Source organism: Pasteurellaceae bacterium RH1A (assembly GCA_012221805.1).
Lineage (GTDB): Bacteria > Pseudomonadota > Gammaproteobacteria > Enterobacterales > Pasteurellaceae > RH1A.
In genome coordinates, this window is record CP015195.1 from 59,022 (window position 1) to 79,020 (window position 19,999).

The window sequence follows — 19,999 nt, forward strand, 5'->3', positions numbered from 1 at the left end:
TCATTGATGTTGTGAAAAAAGAATTTGTGCAAAATAGGCCGCCCCGTAAGGAATAATATTATCGTTAAAGTTATAACGACTATTATGAAGCTCCTCACTGTCACCATTGCCAATAAAACCATAGCAGCCTGGCACCTGGGTGAGAAAACAAGCGAAATCTTCACTGGCCATAAGTGGCTCAACATTTTCTTGCACTTGATTTTCGCCAACAATGGCCTTGGCCGCATCAATAGCCTGCTGGGTTTCACTTGGCGTATTTTCTGTACAAGGATGAGAAATTTTGCCTAATCTGAACTCCGCCTCCATACCAAAGGCAAGGGCAAGATGAGGTACAAGCTGCTCAAATTGTGCGATAACCTGCTGTCTAACGGGTTCACTATGGGTTCTAAAAGTCCCTACCATGCTTGCTTCATTGGCAATCACATTGGAGGTTTCACCACACTGCATTTGCGTGACGGAGACCACAACAGGGTCAAGCGGGTTAAAGGTGCGGGCCACAAAGCCTTGTATGCCTTGGTAAATAAGGCTTGCAACCAATAAGGGATCCTTGGTGGTTTGAGGAATGGCCGCATGCCCTCCCTTGCCCTTGATAGTAATATAGAAGCGGTCTGAGCTGGCCATAATGGTTCCTTTCCTAAAACCAAAACTGGCTTCTGGCATCTTGGGCATATTATGTAAGGCATACATGGCTGAAACAGGGTATTTGTCTAACACCCCTTCATCTATCATGGCCCTTGCCCCACCCAAGCCCTCCTCCGCAGGCTGGAAAAAAAGCACTGCCTTGCCTGGGAAATCTCGGTTTAAGCATAGATATTTGGCTGCCATCAGTAACATAGTAGTATGCCCATCATGGCCGCAAGCATGCATTTTACCCGCCGTGCGAGAAGCATATTCCAGCTCAGTTTCCTCTTGAATAGGCAAGGCATCCATATCTGCCCGCAAACCAATCGCTTTCCCATCTTGCTTACCATAAATAACCGCCACAAGGCCTGTTTTCGCAAAATCTCTATTGATTTCATCTACCCCATATTCCTTTAATAGGCGCATAACCAGTTTCTGGGTTTCAACTTCAGTAAAACCTGTTTCAGGCCTGCTATGCAGGGTATGGCGAATGGCCTTGGCTTCATCAAGCCAAGATTGCATGGTAGAAAGAATTGCACTCATATAACCTCCTTATGTCGAATTAACACAAGGGTAAGTTACAGAAATGTTAAGCAAATGTAAACTTAAAGATACTTATAATGCGATGAGCAAGACAGAATAAGAAGAGAGATGAATAAAAAAATGGAGAATGATGCAACAAAAAACCCTGCTATGCAGGGTTTTTCTTGTCAAAAGAGATTATTTGAATTCGTAGCGACGAATTGAAATCAAATCTGGATCTTGGTGATCATATTTTTCAGAAACGTGGATGCGTGAGCCAACAGTTACATGGGCATCGTATTCACGGGTCATCACAACTTCTTCACCATTGTCTTTACGCACGAGAAGCTCAACAACTTCTTTGCCTTCTTTCGTTTGACCAATTGCTTTGCTTGTTACAACTTGTGCATTGCCTTGTTTGTTATAAACATTAGCAGTACAAGCTGCCATAACCATACTCATTAGAACAACAAGTGATAGTTTTTTCATCATAAAATTCCTTCAAAAATCAAAATTATAGGAGAGAGACATTTAAGTCTGACGCAGACCCTACAATTCTAACACGTTTTCCGGCTACAAATCCATCTTCTTTTTTCTGAACGACGACAATTTCTTTGCCATCATCCTTGCGGATCACCATTTCAAGCGAAGAAACCTGGCTGGCTTTTTGTTCAACCGTGTTGCCGAGTACAGAACCCGCAATAGCACCAACCGCTGTTGCAATGGCCTGGCCAGAGCCGCCGCCAATACCTGAGCCTGCAATGCCGCCTAGCACACCACCTCCCACAGTACCGATTACCCCTGGGCTGTCAGCCTGGATTTTAACATCACGCACCGATAAAATGGTGCCATAGCTGATGGAACGGGCTTCTTTGGCTTGATTGCCTGTGTACACACTGCCGCTATAAACGTCCGTATTGGCACAACCCACTACGCCTAAACTGGCCACAAGGGCAAGGGCTAAACTTAATTTTTTCATAAATACTCCATAAAAACTCAGACCATCTCTGAGCGGATAATTGTTTGGATAGGATAAGGATGCAGCTTCAGACAAACCGAATTCAAATTAGTTCCCAGGCTAATGGCAATGCTAGGATTAGGCAGTCTTTCACCTTCCACCTTAACCTGACTTACCTTTATTTTCAAAGGCTTAGCCTGCAAATTAAAATGAGCCAGCGTGCGCGCCGTCCACTGCTCAATGCTTTCCTGGTCTAACATAGGGAAAACAATCTCAATATGCTCCCAGCCCTGCTCATTATAGATTTTGCCTTTAGGAAAAGGAAGTTCAATTATCGAAACCTCTTGCCCCAAAAAAACCAGCGGCTGATGCAGGCTAAACAAACCAATAGGGCGGCCGTTTACTTGGCTTTCTTTAAGCAGGCTGGCCCCTTGCAATAAGAGGCTCTGCCAGGCCTGGGCAGTTTGCTCATCATTCATTCTAACGGCCAGGTGGTCAATCTCAAACTGGCTCAAGTCAATCCGCGCCACCTGGGCTAATTCCCTGATTTTGCCCTCAAATTGGCTTAAATCACCAAAACAAGCGGTGAGATCCTCGTAAAATTTTGCATTTTTTAGTATCATTAGCGACATTTTTGATTGATTAAAAGGTTACATCGTGAATATTCAACACATTCTATCTGACAAGATTAAAGAAGCAATGATTTTAGCAGGGGCAGACCAAAACGTCGAACCTGCTGTTCGTCAATCGGGCAAGCCGCAATTTGGCGACTATCAGGCCAACGGTATTATGGGCGCCGCCAAAAAGTTAGGGCTGAACCCACGAGAGTTCGCTCAAGCGGTGCTGGATAAGGCAGATCTTGCAAATATGGCAGAAAAAACCGAAATCGCAGGCCCGGGCTTTATCAATATCTTTCTGGCCAAAGATTTCTTGGCTCAACAGACCCAAGCTGCCTTAAATAGCCAGAGCCTAGGCGTGGCAACCGATGGCAGCCAAACTGTGGTCATCGACTACTCATCGCCAAACGTGGCCAAAGAAATGCACGTGGGGCATTTGCGTTCAACCATCATCGGTGATGCGGTGGTGCGGGCCTTGGAGTTTTTGGGCAATAAGGTTATCCGTGCCAACCATGTGGGCGACTGGGGAACCCAGTTCGGTATGCTCATCGCCTACCTGGAAAAAATGGAAAACGAAAACGCCACCGCCATGGAATTAAGCGATTTGGAAGCCTTCTACCGTGCAGCCAAGGAACATTACGACAGCGACGAAGCCTTCGCTGAAAAAGCCCGTAACTATGTGGTCAAACTCCAAGGCGGTGATGAATACTGCCGCACCATGTGGAAAAAGCTGGTGGACATCACCATGCAGCACAACCAAGAAAACTACGACCGTCTCAACGTAACCTTGACCGAAAAAGACGTGATGGGCGAGAGCCTTTATAACCCGATGCTGCCTGAAATCGTGGCAGATCTCAAAGCCCAAGGTTTAGCAGTAGAAGATGATGGTGCCTTAGTGGTATATTTGGACGAATTTAAGAACAAGGACGGCGACCCGATGGGGGTAATCGTGCAGAAAAAAGACGGCGGTTTTCTCTACACCACCACCGACATCGCCGCTGCCAAATACCGCTGCCATACATTAGGAGCGGATCGTGCCCTGGTCTTCTCCGACACCCGCCAAAGCCAGCACATGCAACAGGCCTGGCTCATCACCCGTAAGGCAGGCTATGTGCCAGACAGTTTCAGCCTTGAGCACCACAATTTCGGTATGATGTTGGGCAAGGACGGCAAGCCGTTTAAAACCCGTACAGGCGGCACGATTAAACTGGCCGACTTGCTGGATGAAGCCGTTGAGCGTGCCAGCAAGCTAATCAGCGAGAAGAACCCTGACTTATCGGCAGACGAATTGGCAAGCGTGGTGGAAGCTGTGGCGGTTGGATCGGTCAAGTATTCAGATCTGTCCAAAAACCGTACGACTGACTATGTCTTTGACTGGGACAATATGCTTTCCTTTGAAGGCAACACCGCCCCTTATATGCAGTATGCCTACACCCGCATTCGTTCCATCTTTAGCCGGGCTGGGATCGACCCTGCCACACTGACAGGTGAAATCGTCTTAAATGAAGATAAAGAGCGGGCATTAGCCGTTAAGCTCCTACAGTTTGAAGAAGCCGTAACCAGTGTGGCTCGTGATGGTATGCCACATATTTTGTGTCAATATCTCTATGAACTGGCTGGGATTTTCTCCAGCTTCTACGAAGCCTGCCCGATTTTAAATGCCGAAGAAGAAGTGAAGCAAAGCCGCTTACAGTTGGCAGCCTTGACGGCCAAGACCTTGAAGCAAGGCTTGGAATTGCTGGGCATTAAGACGGTTGAGAAGATGTAGTTTGTAAATCGCCCCTACGAAAAACCCCGCCTGTAGGCTCTACAAGCGGGGATTTTTTTAGGTTTTTTTGCAAATTTCAATTAGCCAAACAAGCCGCCAATGTATTTGCTTAAGGTCATAGCACTCAGTACGGCCATCAAGACCACTACAATCAAGCCACAGAAGGTCATCCATTTCGGGTGCTTGTAGTCGCCAACGATTTTGGCCTTGTGGGCAGCAAGCAGGATGAGGCCTAGGGAAATCGGTAGGATGAGGCCGTTGAGCGTCCCTACAAAAACCAGCACCTGGGCCGGGCGGCCGACTGTGGTCAGCACTGCGGTCGAGATCACGATAAAGGCGATGATCCAGTAGTTCTTACGGGCTTCAATTTTGGGCGAGAAGCTGGAAATAAAGGACACGGAGGTGTAGGCTGCACCAATTACCGAGGTGATGGAAGCCGCCCAAATTACCACACCGAAAATCATGAGCCCCAGATTGCCGGCCACATATTCAAATGGGGTAGCGGCTGGATTTTTCGGGTCTAAGGCCACGCCTTGGGAAACCACGCCCAGCACGGCCAAGAAGAGGACGACCCGCATGATGGAGGCGATCAAGATGGCTGAAATAGAGCTCTTGCTGACCTCTTTAAGTGAGTCCTTGCCCTTGATGCCGGCATCAAGTAAACGGTGGGCACCGGCAAAGGTGATATATCCCCCCACAGTTCCGCCCACCAGGGTCACGATGGCAATCACGTCTAATTTTTCAGGCACAAAGGAATGAAGAGCCGCATCAGCCAGCGGCGGGTTGGCTTGGACGGCCACATAGATGGTCAGGGCAATCATCACAAAGCCCATGATTTGGGCGAACTTATCCATGGCCTTGCCGGCTTCTTTGACGAGGAAAACGCCCACGGCGATGGCCCCACTAATTAGGGCTCCCATTTCAGGCGAAAGGCCGGTCAGGATATTCAGGCCCAAGCCTGCCCCGCCCACGTTACCGATGTTAAAGGCCAGCCCCCCCATCACAATGAGGGCTGCCAGGAAATAGCCTGCCCCAGGTAGCACTAGGTTGGCGATGTCCTGGGCCTTTTTCTCCGAGACGGCGATAATCCGCCAGATATTGAGCTGGGCCCCGATGTCCAGGAGGATGGAGAGCAGGATCACAAAGCCAAAGCTGGCCAAGAGGGTTTGGGTGAAGGTGGCCGTTTGGGTTAAAAAGCCCGGGCCGATGGCCGAGGTGGCCATGAGAAAGGCGGCCCCTAGGAGGGCGTTGCGGTTGTTGTTTGCCATAGATTACTTCCTTTTTTATGATTATTGGGCCGTCACCTGCACGCCGTGTGCAGTCAGGGCTTGGTTGATTTTTTCAGCGAATTCAAGGGCGTGGGCACCATCGCCATGCAGGCAAATGCTGTCGGCCTGAACGGCTACATTGCCGCCATCTACCGTAGGCACTGTGCCTTCTAAGACCATTTGCAGCACCTGGCTGATGGCCTCATCATCATTTTCGACCAGGGCATCGTCCCGAGTGCGGGGCACCAGTGATCCATCGGCCAGATAATGACGGTCGGCAAAGACCTCGGAAATAATGCCCAGGCCCTGATCGGCCGCTACCGTCAGCATAAGGCTGCCGGCCAGGCCCATAAGTTTGAGGTCAGGGTTAAAGCCCTTGATGGTTTGGGCGATAAGCAGGGCCAGAGCAGGATCCTTGGCGGCTTGGTTGTAAAGGGCGCCGTGGGGTTTTACATAGGCCAGCTTGACGCCCTCGGCTTCACAGAGGGCAGCAATGGCCCCTAATTGATAGAGCAGGCAGGCTTTGAGCTCTTCAGCCGGCAGGTTCATATTAGTGCGGCCGAAGTTTTCACGGTCTGGAAAACTTGGATGCGCCCCCACCCGTACGCCATTTTGCTTGGCCCAACGCAGGGCATTGAGCATTTCCTTATGGTCGCCTGCATGCAGGCCACAGGCTACATTGGCTGAGGTCACCAGGCGGAGCAGGCTCTCATCATTGCCACAGCCCTCGGCTAAATCAACATTCAAATCAACGTGCTTCATCAACAACACTCCTAATCTGGTTAAGGTAATCTTCATTTTTCTTGAGGGCCGCTCTGGCCTCTTCCAAGCTGACTTTTTCAAAGCCAACCTCGCCCCCAAAAGGGGTTTGGGCCAGGTGGCCTAGGTCGGCTGTAATCACGCAGCCAATTTTGGGGTAGCCGCCCGTGGTTTGGGTATCGGCCATAAGCACAATGGGCTGGCCGTCTGGCGGCACTTGGATGGTGCCAAAAGAAACGGCATGGGAGAGCATTTCAAGCGGTTGGTTTAGGCTTAATTTTTGCAAACCCTGGAGGCGGTAGCCCATGCGGTTGCTGTTGTTGCCCAATGTCCAAGGCTGTTCTTCCAAAAGGGCCTGGCTGGCTGGGCTAAAGGCCTCGTATTCAGAGGAAGCCAGCAGGCGAATCTTGCTAGAAAAGCCAATCGGGGCAATGCCCAGCCGGCTTAAATTCACATCCCGCAGGGCAGTTGGCAGCACATCGCCAGCCTTGAGCAAGCGGCCCTTAAGCCCCCCAAAGCCAGCCTTGATGTCGGTGCTTTTAGAACCCAAGACCGCAGGCACTAAAAAGCCCCCCGCTACACACAAGTAACCATAGTTGCCCACCACAGGCCGCTTGAGGGTTAAGGTCTGGCGGGCCTTGGCCGTGTAACGCCAGTAGGGGAAGACAGGCTGGCCGTCTAGTTCTGCCTCATAAAGGGCGCCTGTTAGGCAAAAAGGCGTGTCGCAGTCAAAGGACAGGCTGAGCCCACCCAGCGTAATTTCAATGGCCGGGCAGCCAGGCTCATTGCCCAACAAGAGGTTGCCGGCTTGCAGGGCCAAGCTATCCATGGCTCCTGCATGGCCAACCCCCATGCCCCGATAGCCAAAACGGCCCAAGTCCTGAATGTGGGCGAAGGCCTGTACATGTTTTAAATAGATCATAGGCTCACCTTGTCTGCAACAAATCGAACATTATCCCCCGCTTGTAGGAGGACGGGCGGGTTTTGGTTCACATCAAAGAGGGCGATTTCGCTCCGACCTAAGAGCTGCCAGCCACCTGGGGAGGTGAAGGGATAGATCCCCGTCTGGCTACCCCCAATCCCAACCGACCCAGCCGGCACCTTGGTGCGGGGCACATCACGGCGGGGAGTGTGCAGGTTATCAGGCAGGCCGCCCAAGTAAGGAAAGCCAGGCTGGAAGCCCATCATAAAGACCGTATAGAGCGGTTCGGTATGGCGGCGGATAATTTCCTCAGGCGTGGTTTTGTGGAAGTTGGCGACAAAATGCAAGTCTTCACCAAACTCCCCACCATAGTGGACAGGGATTTCAATCAAACGCCCCTGCCGCTCTTGCTGACTGGCCTGGACCTGCTCCCAAAGTTGTTGAACGTGCGGGATCAGGGCCGTAAAATCGGCAAAAGGAGAGGTAAAGAGCGTGAAGTTATTCATACCCACCACCACTTCCTGCACATGAGGAAGCTGGCCGGCCAGGTCTGCTGCCAGCCACAAACGTTGCTGCTTCTCAAGTTCCGCAGGCGGGGCAGGCTACATAATAGGGAATGTTCACTGGTATGCTGAATGACTAACATAGGGCCTCTTTGTAGCAAAGATGTTAAAGACTTGTTTTTAAAGGGTTATGTCAGCTTTGTCAATTTTTAATGCGTTTTGAGGGGATTTTTTGTTGGAAAATGTGATCTGGTTGGCAGATTTTTTTGAGGACAACGGGGATGGATAATTAGGCTTTGATGGCGCTAACCTCCAGGCTGGTGCCGAGAATTGAAAACAAGCACCAGCCTAGAGGCTGGCGCTATCGAGAGTATTGACTATAACCTAGTGGCTAACATTATGGGTAGAACTTCAATATTTAAGCTATTCTGACTTCTTGTTTCGGAACTGTGGATAATTGCATTCCCAAGGCTCGTATAATACTTAAAATGGTTTCAAACCGTGGTTTACTGCCTTGTGAAAGCGTTTTATATAAGCTTTCTCGCCCTAGTCCAGTGTCTTTTGCAAGCTGAGCAATACCTCTAGCCCTAGCAATATCATTAAGTGCTTGAATAATCTCATCTGGCGTTCCTTCTTCAAGCATTTCTGCTAAGTAGAATTGCATTTCTTCTTCTGTTTGCAGAAATTCAACCACATCAAATTTTTGGGTTGTTAAATCTTGTTCTGTTGGGAGATAGCTCATTTTTTCTGCTCCTTTAAATGTGCCAAGATAATTTTGGCTTTTTCAATATCTACCTGCTGAGAAGACTTATCTCCACCATTGGTCAGCAAATAAAGATATTGTCCGATTTGCCCATAGTAAACCCGATATCCCTTTCCTTTATCGATCCTCATTTCATAAACCCCACCAGTATCAGGCAAAAGCTTATGATCGCCAAAATTTCCATTTTCGGCTCGTTTAATTCTTGCCTTAATTGCCGCCGCCCCAATTTTATCTTTTAAAGCAAGCAGCCATTTTGCAAAGCTTTCTGTCATTTCGATATCGTTTATGGGTGTTTTATTCATTGGTTATCTCGGGGCTTAAAATAAGTCAAATTGTATCTAATTAGATACAGCCAGTAAAGCAGGAATGAATACTAAATTTCACCTAACTTAACTTAGCCACCAACTCCTCCACAAACCTCAACCTTTCCCCACTTTCCACAAGCGGTAGGCTAAAGCGGAATTTTTGCATGCCGTCAAAGCGATAGACGGCTGGGTTTTCCTTTATCAGGGCCAGGAATTTGAGCGGATCAGGCTGGGCGGTGGGTTTAAATTCCAAGTAGCCACCATGGATACCGGCATCGATTTTCTTCAGCCCCAGCGGTTTGGCCATTTGCCGCATTTGGGTGAGGGCGAAGAGGTTTTTGGTGGCTTCTGGCAGCAGGCCGAAGCGATCGATGAGCTCGATCTTCAGATCTTTGAGGGCTTCTGCCGTTTCAGAGCTAGCAATTCGCTTGTAGAAGGAGAGGCGGATATTGACATCGGGCACATAGTCCTCTGGTAGAAGGGCTGGCACGCGTAGTTCGATGTCGGCCTGGCTTTGGGTGATTTCGTCTAGGGTCGGTTCACGCCCCTCTTTGAGGGCGGAGACGGCACTTTCCAACAAGTCCATATAGAGAGAGAAGCCGATGGATTCAATTTGGCCGCTCTGTTCACTGCCTAAAAGTTCACCTGCCCCACGGATTTCTAAGTCGTGGGTGGCCAGCATAAAGCCAGCCCCTAAATTATCAATAGAACTCAAGGCTTCCAGCCGCTGTTGAGCATCTTTTGTCAGGGTTTTAGGCGGCGGGGTCAGCAAATAGGCGTAGGCCTGGTGGTGGGAACGCCCTACCCGGCCCCGCAACTGGTGAAGCTGGGCCAGGCCGAACTTGTCGGCTCGGTCAATAATGATGGTGTTGGCGGTTGGTACGTCAATCCCGGTTTCAATGATAGTGGTGCAGACCAAGAGATTGAAGCGTTGGTGGTAGAAATCGCTCATGACCCGCTCCAACTCCCGTTCCCGCATTTGGCCGTGGCCAATCACAATCCGGGCTTCCGGCACTAGCTCCGCCAGTTTTTGGGCGGTGTTTTCAATGGTGGCGACATCGTTATGCAGGTAGTAAACCTGGCCGCCCCGCATAATTTCCCGCATAATGGCCTCCCGCACCACCTGTTCATCGGTCTGGCGGACAAAGGTTTTGATGGTCAGTCGTCTGGCAGGGGCTGTGGCGATAATGGACAGATCCCGCATACCGTTAAGCGCCATATTGAGCGTTCGAGGAATGGGCGTGGCGGTCAGGGTCAGAATATCCACATTGGCTCGCAGTTGCTTGATCCGCTCTTTTTGACGAACGCCGAAACGGTGCTCTTCATCAATCACCAGCAGGCCCAAGTCCTTGAAAATCACATCATCTTGCAGGAGTTTATGGGTACCAACCAGAATATCCACCCTGCCTTCTGCCACGGCTTGCAGGGTAACCTTCTGTTCCTTAGCCGTTTTAAAGCGAGAGAGCACCTCCACGTTAATGGGGAAATTGGCGAAGCGATCCTTGAAGTTTTCATAGTGCTGTTGAGCCAAGAGGGTGGTCGGGGCCAGAATAGCCACCTGTTTCTGGTTCATGACCGCCAAGAAGGTAGCCCGCATGGCCACTTCGGTTTTGCCGAAGCCCACATCACCGCAGACCAATCTATCCATGGCCTTGGGCTGGCACATATCGCTGATAACCGCATTAATGGCCATTTTTTGGTCGTCCGTTTCTTCATAAGGGAAGGTTTGACTGAATTGCAGGTAGGCCTCACGCTCGTAGTCGAAGGCAAAGCCCTTTTGGGCTTCCCGTTTGGCATAGACATCCAGCAGTTCGGCCGCCACATCACGGATCTTCTCCACCGCCTTTTGACGAGACTTAGCCCAGGCCTCGCTGCCCAACTTATGCAGCGGAGCGGTTTCATCAGCTCCGCCAATATAGCGGCTGATCAGATGAAGAGAAGCCACCGGCACATAGAGCTTGGCATCATTAGCGTAGTTGAGCACCAGATATTCGGCTGGAATGCCACCTGCATCCAGGGTAATCAGGCCGCCATAACGCCCCACGCCGTTGTCCAAATGCACCACGGCTTGGCCGATTTTCAGCTCGGCCAAGTTGCGAATCAGGGTGTCAGGATTGACCGTCTTGCGGTTTTTGGCCGCCGTGCGGTGGGGTTGGAGCTTCTCGCCCAAGAGATCGGTTTCGCAAATAATGGCGATTTTTGACCCGCTTGTATCCAGAATAAAGCCCTGATCTAACTGGCTGATCAGGAGATTAAACTCATTTTCCGCCTGATCTAAGGCCTTGATTTGTTTTGGTTTTATGCCGATTGGAGCCAGTAGCTCAAGCAGGGTTTCCCGCCGCCCCTCGGTTTCCACCGAAAAGATCAGCTTGCCCTTAAAGGCCTGACGAAAACTTTGCAGGGCTTGGAGCGGTTCTTTAAGGCTGGAGTTGATGGCCAGTTCGGGCAAGGCTTCAATATTGGCGTTGGCTTTGGCCGCCGACTTGCGGACTTTTTCTGTGGTTAAGGTCAAACGAGGGTAGTTTTTGAGTCGCTGATTGACTTCCTCCATACTAAACCAGAGCTGACTAGGTTCAAGCAAAGGCCGCATAGGATCAACCCGCCGGCTTTCATAACGGCGTTGGGTGTCCTTGTGGAAAACTTCTGCCTTGGCTTGAATATCGCTGTAGGTTATCAAGAGGCTTTGGTCGGCCAAGTAGTCAAAAATGCTGGCCATTTGGGTGAAAAAGAGCGGCTGCCAGTATTCAATCCCAGCGTTCAACAGCCCCTTACTGACCTGTTGATAAATATGCTCAGGCTCCCGGCGGATCTCGCCAAAGTTCTCCCGAAATTGAGTGCGGAAAAGCTCAATCCCCTTGTCGTCTGTGGGGAACTCGTGGGCAGGCAGAAGGTTAATTTCATCAATGCTTTCCAGCGTGCGTTGGCTGTCCACATCAAAGGTGCGGATGGTGTCGATTTCATCATCGAAAAAGTCCAAGCGGAAGGGCAGGCTGCTTCCCATAGGATAGAGATCCAACAAGGCTCCCCGTACGGCAAATTCGCCATATTCCAAGACCTGCTCCACCGCCCGATAACCGGCCGCCTCTAGGCGTAAACGCAGGCTCTCAATTGAAAAGCGGTCGCCCCTTTTAATCAGCAGCACATTGTGTTGCAGGTAGCTAGGCGGACAGACCTTTTGCAAGAGGGTATTGATGGGCAAAAGGAAAATCTGCTTCCGCCCCTGTTGCAGTTGGAAAAGGGCGGACAAGCGAGCCGAGATAATATCCTGATGGGGCGAAAAGCTGTCATAAGGCAGAGTTTCCCAGTCAGGGAAGAGCTGCACAGGCAGACTCGTGAATTGCGGCAAGGCCTTTTCCAGCCGTAGGGCGGTGCGAGTGTCGGGCGTAATGACCAGGGTTAGGCCCGCAAATTCGCTGGCAGCCTGGCTGATGGCCAGGGTGTCAGAATGGCCCAGCAAGTTGCCCAGGGTTTGATGATCTTGGAAGGTGGTGTCGGTTCTTGGGAGTGTGAGTTGAAGTGTCATACAAGCGGATAAAATTAAGCGATTTTTTGCATGGTGTGGTTGGCAAACTGGCTGTACAAATCAGCCAAGGCGGTGCCCTTTGGCAAGATGAGTTGTGGGGCCAGATCATAAAGCGGCACAATCACAAATTCTCGGTTGTGCATATCGTAATGAGGGACGGTTAGGCGGTCGCTCGCAATTTGCTGATCGCCATAGAGTAAAATGTCCAAGTCCAGCGTGCGCTCCCCCCAGCGGTGCAGGCGAACCCGGCCCTGCTCGTTTTCGATGGCTTGGAGGAAATCCAGCAGCTCAAGAGGAGCTAAATCAGTATCAAACTTGGCCACGGCATTGACATAGTCAGGCTGGTCTTGTGGCCCCAGCGGCTTGCTGCCGTAAATGGGGCTGAGGGCGAAATTTGCAAATTTTGAGAGTTTTTGGCCCGCTTGTTGAACTTGCTCCAGCGGGTTTTCAAGGTTGGAGCCGAGGGCGATATAGACGGTTGGCATGGTGCTTCCTTTTAAATTAACCAAACAAGGATAGCGCCAGCCTCCAGGCTGGTGCTGATAACTAATGTAAAGGCACCAGCCTGGAGGCTGGCGCCATCAATTCAAGGCCTAGGCCTCTTCTTGAACTTTCTTCTTCCGCCGATAAGGCTTGCGTTTGGGCTTTTTCTTCTTGGCTGCTTCACCTCGAGCATTGGGCAGGTTATGCACGTTTTTGAGCATCTCTTCCCGCTGGGCTTCGTTGCTAAACTGGAATTCATGCCACCAGGCGCTGAGTTCAACCAGGTCGCCGCCCTCAATTTCTGCCCGCATGACCAAGAGGTCAAAACCTGCACGGAATTTCACATGGGCCAGGGTTTGCAGCGGGCGCTTGCCGGTGCGTTTGGTCATTTGGAACTGGAGCTGCCAGATGTCCCGAATCACAGCCGTATGGCGGCGGTGGAGGGCCACCGCTCGGTTGCTTTCGGCCAAAATATCGTTAGCGGCCAGCATCAGGGCATCGTAGCTGTTTAGCCCACCTTCATTTTTCAGCTCATCAATTTTTTCCCGTAGCGGATACCAAAGCAGGGCGGCAAACAAGAAGGCGGGATTGACCCGCAGGTTGTCCCGAATTCGATCATCGGTCGAGCTAAGGGCCTTGTCTAGCATCCGCTCGGCATAGGAATCGCCCTTTTCAGTGAAGAAGGCTGACAGGACAGGAAAGAGCTGGTCAAAGAGGCCGTATTCCCGCAGGAGCTGGTAGGTTTTCAGGCCCTGGCCAGCTTGCAAGAGTTTGAGCGACTCATCAAAGAGACGAGCAGGCGGAATATTGCCCAGAAGTGGGGCCAGTTCACGAATGGGGGCCTCGGTCGGCTTGTCCAAGAACATATCCAGCTTGGCCATAAAGCGAATGGCCCGCAGCATCCGCACAGGATCTTCCTGATAGCGGACGGTTGGATCGCCAATCAGGCGGAGCTTGCTGGCCTTCAGATCCTCAATGCCCTGGTAGAAATCTAAAATATTGCCCTGTTGAGTGTCGTAATAGAGGGCATTAACGCTGAAATCTCGGCGTTCGGCATCGTCTTGCAGGCTGCCGTACACGTTGTCCCGCAGGAGCATACCTTCATCGCTGGTGCGAGAAATATGCTCGCCCAACTGCTTGCTGTGGCCGGCTCGGAAGGTGGCTACTTCATAGACTTCCCGCCCAAACACCACATGGGCTAGGCGGAAACGGCGGCCAATCAGGCGACAGTTACGCCCAAACACCTTCTTGATTTCCTCAGGCCTTGCATTGGTGGCGATGTCAAAATCTTTAGGTTTCTTGCCCAAGAGCAAATCCCGCACACAGCCACCCACAATATAGGCCTCATAGCCGTTGCGATGTAACTTGGTGACAATGGACAGGGCGTTATTGGGGAAGTCCTTGTTGCTGATGCCAAAGCGGCTGGCCTTGATGGTTTGTTTTTGGGAGACATCAGCCTTGGAAGCCTTGGCGGCGGGCTTGGCCTTTTTACGGGCAGGCGGGCTTGGCTCTGCAAGCGGGGGCGCAGGGCGTTTTTTTTGCACAACTTCTTGCTCGGCTTGCTTGGTTTTTTTCTTATTCGAGAAGAAGGACTTGATGTAGTTAAAAATAGTCTTACCTCATTTCAAGACATTATCTAAAGAAAAGGGTGCGTTTTCACGCACCGCCTTGGGTTGGGTTGTGAGCTTAACCGCCCATTTGTTTTTCACGAATTTCGGCTAAGGTCTTGCAGTCGATACACAAATCTGCCGTTGGGCGGGCTTCTAAGCGGCGCAGGCCAATTTCAATCCCGCAGGCATCGCAGTAGCCATAGTCGCCTGAATCCAGCTTGATGAGGGTTTGCTCAATTTTCTTTAAGAGCTTGCGTTCACGGTCACGGTTGCGTAGCTCAAGGCTGAATTCTTCCTCTTGGGTGGCACGGTCGGCTGGGTCTGCAAAGTTGGTCACATCTTCTTGCATCTGACTTTTGGTGCGTTCTGCTTCTTCCATAATTTGCGCATGCCAGGCCTTGAGAATTTTACGGAAGTGCTCGATTTGGTCGTCATCCATATAGTCCTGATCCTTACCAAGTTGGTAAGGGGTCACGCCAGCAATGGCCAATAAGCTTAAAGAAGTGGGTTGCGCCACTTTAGTCATAAATCACTCCTGATTATTGTTGTTACTCCCTTAAAAGACGGTTAAACAGCAACACGTTTGGGAGGGGATTTTAAAAGGCGGCTATAAATAACAAAACTTGAGCAGTTTGGCAAATGATTTTGCAAATTTTTTGCCAAATTTGCCCGCTTGTTCACATTCCTGGGGGCTAAACGTGAAAAATGGGCAAATTCCTCAATTTACCCATTTTTCTATATCCCTTTTCTATTGAAGCAGGGAAATATCCGCCACGCCTAAGAAGAGATCTTGTAACGTTTTCAAAATGGCCAAGCGGTTTTGGCGGAGTTTTGGATCGTCCGCATTGACCATCACCTGATCAAAGAAGGTATCCACTGGCTGACGAAGATTTGCCAACTTGTCTAAGACTTCCGTATAACGAGCTTCCACCACTAATGGCTGAACTTCAGCTTGTAGAGCAAGTACCTGTTCCGCCAGGGCTTTTTCGGCCGCTTCTTGGCATAGGCTCAAATCAATCGCACCGATTTCGCCTTCTGCTTTGGCTAGAATATTGCTTACCCGTTTGTTCGCCGCCGCCAAGGCTTCAGCAGCCTCTAACTCACGGAAGTGAGAGACCGCACGCACACGGGCATCAAAGTCAGCAGGGCGGGTTAGGCGGCGGGCAAGCACGGCTTGGATCACGTCCACCGCAATGCCTTCGTCCTGATACCAAGCACGGAAACGACCCAGCATAAAGTCCACTACTTCTTCGACTACGTTTTGGTTAGTTAAGCGGTCGCCTAAGAGGGCGGCGGCTTTTTGCACGGTTTCAGTTAAATCAAGCGGTAAGTTTTTCTCCACAATAATGCGAAGCACGCCTAAAGCTGCACGGCGAAGAGCGAATGGGTCAGCTGAGCCTTTCGGAGCTTGACCAATGCCGAAAATACCTGTCAGCGTGTCGAATTTATCAGCCAAGGCAACAGAACTTGCCACCAAGGATTTCGGCAATTCATCACCGGCAAAGCGAGGCATATATTGCTCGTTCAAGGCAACCGCCACTTCTTCATCTTCCCCTTCATGGCGGGCATAGTGCATGCCCATCACGCCTTGGGTGTCGGTAAACTCAAAGACCATATTGGTCATCAAATCACATTTTGAGAGCAAACCTGCACGTTTTGCCTTGGTTACATCTGCTCCAATTTGGGCCGCAATTTCGCCTGCCAAGGCTTCGATACGGGCGGTTTTATCACGCAAGGTACCAAGCTGTTGTTGGAAAAGCACGGTTTCCAAGCGTGGTAGTTGGTCTTCTAAACGTTGTTTTAGGTCGGTTTTGAAGAAGAATTCCGCATCGGTCAAACGTGGACGCACCACTTTTTCATTGCCTTCAATAATGGCAGTTGGGTCGTCTGGGTTGATGTTAGACACGAAGATAAAGTGCGGTAATAATTTGCCGTCTTTATCGTAAATCGGGAAGTATTTTTGGTCGCCCTTCATGGTGTAAACCAAGGCTTCCGCAGGCACAGCAAGGAAACGTTCTTCAAACTTGGCGGTGAGCACATTTGGGAACTCAACTAAAGACGTTACTTCTTCTAACAAGTCGTCTTCAATGTCAGCAACCCCACCTAAAGCGGTCGCTTTTGCCTGAGATTTTGCAAGAATTTCTGCCTTACGCTCATTGAAATCGGCCACCACAGAGCCTTTTTCACGCAAAATGGCTGGGTATTGGTCAGCGTGGGAAATCTCAAATTCAGGCAGGCCTAGGAAACGGTGACCACGGATGGTTGTGCCGCTGGCTACGCCTAAAATTTCGCCTGCAATTAGCTCATCGCCTAAAAGCATAGTCACAGTGTGAACAGGACGGATAAACTGCACGTTCTTGTCTGCCCAACGCATAGGCTTAGGAATTGGCAAGTTGGCTAAAGCGTTTGCCACAAAGCCTGCCAAGAGATTTTTGGTCGGCTGGCCTTCTACAGTTGAACGGTAAACCAACCATTCACCCTTGTCGGTCGCAAGGCGGTCAGCCTGATCAACGGTAATGCCACAGCCACGCGCCCAGCCTTCAGCCGCCTTGGTCGGCTTACCTTCGCTATCGAAAGCCGCCGACACCGCCGGCCCACGTTTTTCAATTTCCTTGCTAGGCTGGCTAGTGGCAAGACCAAGGACTTTGACCGCCAAACGGCGCGGGCTGGCAAACCATTCTACCTTGTCAAAGGCAAGGCCCGCTTGGGTAAGCTCGGTTTCCATATTCTCTGCAAACGCAGTCGCTAATTTTTTGAGTGCCTTTGGTGGCAGCTCTTCAGTGCCGATCTCGGCGAGGAAGTTTTGTGTTGTCATTTTGTTCTCTTTAATCATCTAAATTATTTTATAAAAAATTCTATTCTTTAGGTATTTGCCAATCAGTGATAAGCTCAAATTTATCACTGTCTGGTTTCTTCTCAAAAACAGAGCCTATACCCTCCCAAAAGAGCGGCCCTACTTCAATTTGGTAATTCGCTAATCTCATTAAACTGCAAACCGTGAAATTATTAGAATTATCCCTATAACTATCACTTTCATAACCCGAAAACACCCTCCAACCACTATCGGGGAAAGGGGAACTACTGCTAGGTTCTTCTCTATATAAAAAACGAATTTCTTGTTTTTCTTCAACAATTTTGTTCGAGACAACAGCAAAAAACCAAATGGTGCATCTTGCATACGAAGTTCGCCTTCATCCATCTCAAAAACATCTTTATTCACATTCACGCTTTTTATTTTTGATCTATTATCACCAAAGCAACGTTTCTTGATATCATGCAAACAATTTAAAACATATTCCTTCATACAGATCTCGCATTTCTTTAATTGTGAATTTAGTTATTACTTTATTTATTTTCTAAACCCATTCAATTGACAAACCTGCTTATTTGTAGCAAGTTCAAAGGCTAATTTTTTATTAGAATAATCTGTATAATATCTATGATTTTCTTCTAGTCCTTTATCTTGTGATAAGGCTACCGTCCTTAATGAGCAAGTTCTATATACAAGATCTTTAGCCATTCTCTGTTTTATTTCATTTTGTTTTGATTGAGAAAGATTGCCCCACCAAGATTTTTCTAACTCATATTCAAAAACAACAATATTTTTTTCTGCTTTTACATCCTTACCAAATAAATTGTCTCCAATTTTGGCAGGCATTCTTGCTTTATCTTTCTTTGCAGCTCTTTGAGCCAACTCTTCAACAGAATATTGATTAATTTCTTTTGCAAAACTTTCTACATATTTATCATCTTGTGCATAGTATGCCGCATATTGACTTCGTATATCTTGGTCACTCATACTCATCGTACAAGCTGATAATAAAAAAATTAAGCCTAAATAAATAGGTTTTCTCATAAAATCTCCTTTTTACATCAAATTCTTTAACATAACTTTGCAAATTCTTATGAGTTTTAATCCGCTTGTTATTTCAAGCCCTCTCTCCGTTTTCACTTCTGCCAAATCTCCCCTCACCCCTCTTTGCTAAAGAGGGGAACTGTATTGTGCAAAAATTTAGTTTATCTTTCTTAGTCTAGATCTTAATATCTAATCCTATTTTCTAAACCAGACTAAGAAAGATGAACTAAAACTTCCAAGCGATCTGATCCCCCTCTTTAGCAAAGAGGGGTGAGGGGAGATTTGGCAGAAGATATTTAACCTCATACCTTATCAGCCCCTTGAACACAATTCTCTAAAAACAAATAAATCCGCTCAACCACACTCTCAATTTCATACAGTACTTCACCATTATGAAACCGCATTACCGTAAAACCAAGTGTATTTAGTTCCTTATCTCGCAAAGCATCTTTTTCTTGATATTCTGGCTCGAAATGCTGCCCACCATCCAACTCAATAATCAACTTAGCCTTAGCACAATAAAAATCAACGATATAATTGAGCAAGGGCTTTTGCCGATTAAAACGGAAACCTAATAACTGATCCCGATTTATCCTTTTCCAAAGCTTATTCTCTGCTTCTGTTTGATCAGAACGTAACTGCTGTGAAAATGGCTTGAGTGATTTTGTATAGGGTTTCATTCTATCAATACGAGGCACAGTGCGTCTTGTTTTTCAATCTGTGACACAGTTTGTCACGAATTAAGTATTCTCATTAAGTGTCACTCCAAATGTCTCCGCAGTGCAGAGACAATTTACCTTGCTCCACAAATTCGGAACGCATTACGTGCCTAATTTTACATATTTCATACTTTTTGTAAATTTAGGGCAATTGCCCACCGCTTGCAGTGCTAAAAGTAAGTCACCTTTGTCTCTGTTATTTTTAAGACCTTATCTTGGCCTAATTTTTGTAGAACCTTTTGCAGGTTCGCTTCTGCCTCTTTTTTATCCACGCCCTTTAAGCTGGTTTGGTTGATAATATCATTTTTAAGGCTGGATGTTTTTGCTGGTCGATTTTTCTTCTGTTTCTTTGCAAGCGCTGCCTTATATTCTTGTACAACCTTGTTGATGTCAATCTTATTCGGAGCTACTTTTTCAGGCTTAGGTTGAGCTTTATTTTCTGTTTTTAATGCAATGCTTTTACGCAGGCAAACCCGGCTGTCTTTTTGGCGGAGAATAAAACGACAGAGGCCATCGTAGCCCTGATCGTTGGATAAAATGTGAAACTCAATCTTTTTATCAATGCTGGTGTCCAATTTGCCCAAGTAATAGGCGATGTGGAAATCCACATTATTTTTGGCCACTTCTTTGACCGTCACCACGGTAATATTGATTTCATCGTTAAATTTTTCGCTCAGGCGAATGGTGGTTTGGTTCTCGCCTGCGCCAATAAAGAGAAAAATGCGGTCGTATTGATTGAGGGCTAGTCCATCAAGGGAGTTAAGGTTTTCATAATCAATAAAGGCATATTTCATCTTTTTCT

Annotated in this window: 19 protein-coding genes and 1 pseudogene; 1 reads left to right on the forward strand and 19 read right to left on the reverse strand. The window is 48.7% G+C overall.

Features of this window, described 5'->3' with window-relative positions; genetic code table 11:
• From A4G20_00270 to A4G20_00285, 4 genes are all read right to left on the reverse strand, one after another.
• Positions 1 to 1,164 (reverse strand): peptidase M20, encoded by a 1,164-nt coding sequence (locus A4G20_00270; GenBank protein ID QIW14921.1) that lies wholly within the window; start codon positions 1,162 to 1,164, stop codon positions 1 to 3.
• Positions 1,165 to 1,341: 177 nt separating this feature from the next.
• Positions 1,342 to 1,632: a deoxyribose-phosphate aldolase gene (locus A4G20_00275; protein QIW14922.1), complete on the reverse strand. Its 291-nt coding sequence runs from the start codon at positions 1,630 to 1,632 to the stop codon at positions 1,342 to 1,344.
• A 25-nt stretch (positions 1,633 to 1,657) separates the two neighbouring features.
• Positions 1,658 to 2,122, reverse strand: a complete 465-nt coding sequence (locus tag A4G20_00280; GenBank protein QIW14923.1) for a hypothetical protein — start codon at positions 2,120 to 2,122, stop codon at positions 1,658 to 1,660.
• 17 nt (positions 2,123 to 2,139) lie between these two features.
• Positions 2,140 to 2,724 (reverse strand): metalloprotein, encoded by a 585-nt coding sequence (locus tag A4G20_00285; protein QIW14924.1) that lies wholly within the window; start codon positions 2,722 to 2,724, stop codon positions 2,140 to 2,142.
• Positions 2,725 to 2,758: 34 nt separating this feature from the next.
• Here A4G20_00285 and A4G20_00290 point away from each other — a divergent pair, with 34 nt between their 5' ends.
• On the forward strand, positions 2,759 to 4,486 hold the full coding sequence (locus tag A4G20_00290) for an arginine--tRNA ligase (GenBank protein QIW14925.1): 1,728 nt from the start codon (positions 2,759 to 2,761) through the stop codon (positions 4,484 to 4,486).
• 80 nt (positions 4,487 to 4,566) lie between these two features.
• On the opposite strand, the gene A4G20_00295 is transcribed toward A4G20_00290, so the two are convergent.
• The 15 genes and pseudogenes from A4G20_00295 to A4G20_00365 all read right to left on the reverse strand — a co-directional run bounded on the left by A4G20_00295 (position 4,567) and on the right by A4G20_00365 (position 19,991).
• The gene (locus A4G20_00295; protein QIW14926.1) at positions 4,567 to 5,754 is read right to left on the reverse strand and encodes a hypothetical protein; all 1,188 of its coding nucleotides are present in this window, start codon (positions 5,752 to 5,754) and stop codon (positions 4,567 to 4,569) included.
• Positions 5,755 to 5,775: 21 nt separating this feature from the next.
• On the reverse strand, positions 5,776 to 6,516 hold the full coding sequence (locus tag A4G20_00300) for a lactam utilization protein LamB (GenBank protein QIW14927.1): 741 nt from the start codon (positions 6,514 to 6,516) through the stop codon (positions 5,776 to 5,778).
• Entirely contained in the window at positions 6,503 to 7,435 is a 933-nt protein-coding gene (locus A4G20_00305) for a hypothetical protein (GenBank protein QIW14928.1), read from the reverse strand. The genes A4G20_00300 and A4G20_00305 overlap by 14 nt, the downstream gene beginning before the upstream one ends.
• Positions 7,432 to 8,001 (reverse strand): hypothetical protein, encoded by a 570-nt coding sequence (locus A4G20_00310; protein QIW14929.1) that lies wholly within the window; start codon positions 7,999 to 8,001, stop codon positions 7,432 to 7,434. Before A4G20_00310 ends, A4G20_00305 begins: the two co-directional genes overlap by 4 nt.
• A gap of 355 nt (positions 8,002 to 8,356) precedes the next feature.
• The gene (locus A4G20_00315) at positions 8,357 to 8,680 is read right to left on the reverse strand and encodes a hypothetical protein (protein QIW14930.1); all 324 of its coding nucleotides are present in this window, start codon (positions 8,678 to 8,680) and stop codon (positions 8,357 to 8,359) included.
• Positions 8,677 to 9,003: a hypothetical protein gene (locus A4G20_00320; protein QIW14931.1), complete on the reverse strand. Its 327-nt coding sequence runs from the start codon at positions 9,001 to 9,003 to the stop codon at positions 8,677 to 8,679. The genes A4G20_00315 and A4G20_00320 overlap by 4 nt, the downstream gene beginning before the upstream one ends.
• An 82-nt stretch (positions 9,004 to 9,085) precedes the next feature.
• Positions 9,086 to 12,529: a transcription-repair coupling factor gene (locus A4G20_00325; GenBank protein QIW14932.1), complete on the reverse strand. Its 3,444-nt coding sequence runs from the start codon at positions 12,527 to 12,529 to the stop codon at positions 9,086 to 9,088.
• Positions 12,530 to 12,543: 14 nt separating this feature from the next.
• Positions 12,544 to 13,014, reverse strand: coding sequence for a 2-amino-4-hydroxy-6-hydroxymethyldihydropteridine diphosphokinase (locus A4G20_00330; GenBank protein QIW14933.1), 471 nt, complete (start codon positions 13,012 to 13,014; stop codon positions 12,544 to 12,546).
• A 108-nt stretch (positions 13,015 to 13,122) separates the two neighbouring features.
• The gene (locus A4G20_00335) at positions 13,123 to 14,610 is read right to left on the reverse strand and encodes a poly(A) polymerase (GenBank protein QIW14934.1); all 1,488 of its coding nucleotides are present in this window, start codon (positions 14,608 to 14,610) and stop codon (positions 13,123 to 13,125) included.
• 88 nt (positions 14,611 to 14,698) lie between these two features.
• The gene (locus tag A4G20_00340) at positions 14,699 to 15,148 is read right to left on the reverse strand and encodes an RNA polymerase-binding protein DksA (protein QIW14935.1); all 450 of its coding nucleotides are present in this window, start codon (positions 15,146 to 15,148) and stop codon (positions 14,699 to 14,701) included.
• Between the two features lie 222 nt (positions 15,149 to 15,370).
• Positions 15,371 to 17,437, reverse strand: coding sequence for a glycine--tRNA ligase subunit beta (locus A4G20_00345; protein QIW16810.1), 2,067 nt, complete (start codon positions 17,435 to 17,437; stop codon positions 15,371 to 15,373).
• 40 nt (positions 17,438 to 17,477) lie between these two features.
• Positions 17,478 to 17,821: pseudogene (locus tag A4G20_00350) on the reverse strand (hypothetical protein).
• A gap of 150 nt (positions 17,822 to 17,971) precedes the next feature.
• A complete protein-coding gene (locus tag A4G20_00355) occupies positions 17,972 to 18,478 on the reverse strand; it encodes a hypothetical protein (protein ID QIW14936.1) in 507 nt (168 codons plus the stop codon).
• A gap of 302 nt (positions 18,479 to 18,780) precedes the next feature.
• Positions 18,781 to 19,158 (reverse strand): hypothetical protein, encoded by a 378-nt coding sequence (locus A4G20_00360; protein QIW14937.1) that lies wholly within the window; start codon positions 19,156 to 19,158, stop codon positions 18,781 to 18,783.
• A 209-nt stretch (positions 19,159 to 19,367) separates the two neighbouring features.
• Positions 19,368 to 19,991, reverse strand: coding sequence for a hypothetical protein (locus A4G20_00365; GenBank protein ID QIW14938.1), 624 nt, complete (start codon positions 19,989 to 19,991; stop codon positions 19,368 to 19,370).
• Positions 19,992 to 19,999: the final 8 nt, after the last annotated feature.

Coding starts and splice junctions, on each gene's coding strand:
- A4G20_00285 (QIW14924.1), bottom strand. CDS start 2,724: ATGATACTAAAAAATGCAAAATTTTACGAGGATCTCACCGCTTGTTTT.
- A4G20_00330 (QIW14933.1), bottom strand. CDS start 13,014: ATGCCAACCGTCTATATCGCCCTCGGCTCCAACCTTGAAAACCCGCTG.
- A4G20_00275 (QIW14922.1), bottom strand. CDS start 1,632: ATGAAAAAACTATCACTTGTTGTTCTAATGAGTATGGTTATGGCAGCT.
- A4G20_00300 (QIW14927.1), bottom strand. CDS start 6,516: ATGAAGCACGTTGATTTGAATGTTGATTTAGCCGAGGGCTGTGGCAAT.
- A4G20_00320 (QIW14931.1), bottom strand. CDS start 9,003: ATGAATAAAACACCCATAAACGATATCGAAATGACAGAAAGCTTTGCA.
- A4G20_00365 (QIW14938.1), bottom strand. CDS start 19,991: ATGAAATATGCCTTTATTGATTATGAAAACCTTAACTCCCTTGATGGA.
- A4G20_00295 (QIW14926.1), bottom strand. CDS start 5,754: ATGGCAAACAACAACCGCAACGCCCTCCTAGGGGCCGCCTTTCTCATG.
- A4G20_00305 (QIW14928.1), bottom strand. CDS start 7,435: ATGATCTATTTAAAACATGTACAGGCCTTCGCCCACATTCAGGACTTG.
- A4G20_00360 (QIW14937.1), bottom strand. CDS start 19,158: ATGAAACCCTATACAAAATCACTCAAGCCATTTTCACAGCAGTTACGT.
- A4G20_00345 (QIW16810.1), bottom strand. CDS start 17,437: ATGACAACACAAAACTTCCTCGCCGAGATCGGCACTGAAGAGCTGCCA.
- A4G20_00355 (QIW14936.1), bottom strand. CDS start 18,478: ATGAGAAAACCTATTTATTTAGGCTTAATTTTTTTATTATCAGCTTGT.
- A4G20_00280 (QIW14923.1), bottom strand. CDS start 2,122: ATGAAAAAATTAAGTTTAGCCCTTGCCCTTGTGGCCAGTTTAGGCGTA.
- A4G20_00270 (QIW14921.1), bottom strand. CDS start 1,164: ATGAGTGCAATTCTTTCTACCATGCAATCTTGGCTTGATGAAGCCAAG.
- A4G20_00315 (QIW14930.1), bottom strand. CDS start 8,680: ATGAGCTATCTCCCAACAGAACAAGATTTAACAACCCAAAAATTTGAT.
- A4G20_00340 (QIW14935.1), bottom strand. CDS start 15,148: ATGACTAAAGTGGCGCAACCCACTTCTTTAAGCTTATTGGCCATTGCT.
- A4G20_00325 (QIW14932.1), bottom strand. CDS start 12,529: ATGACACTTCAACTCACACTCCCAAGAACCGACACCACCTTCCAAGAT.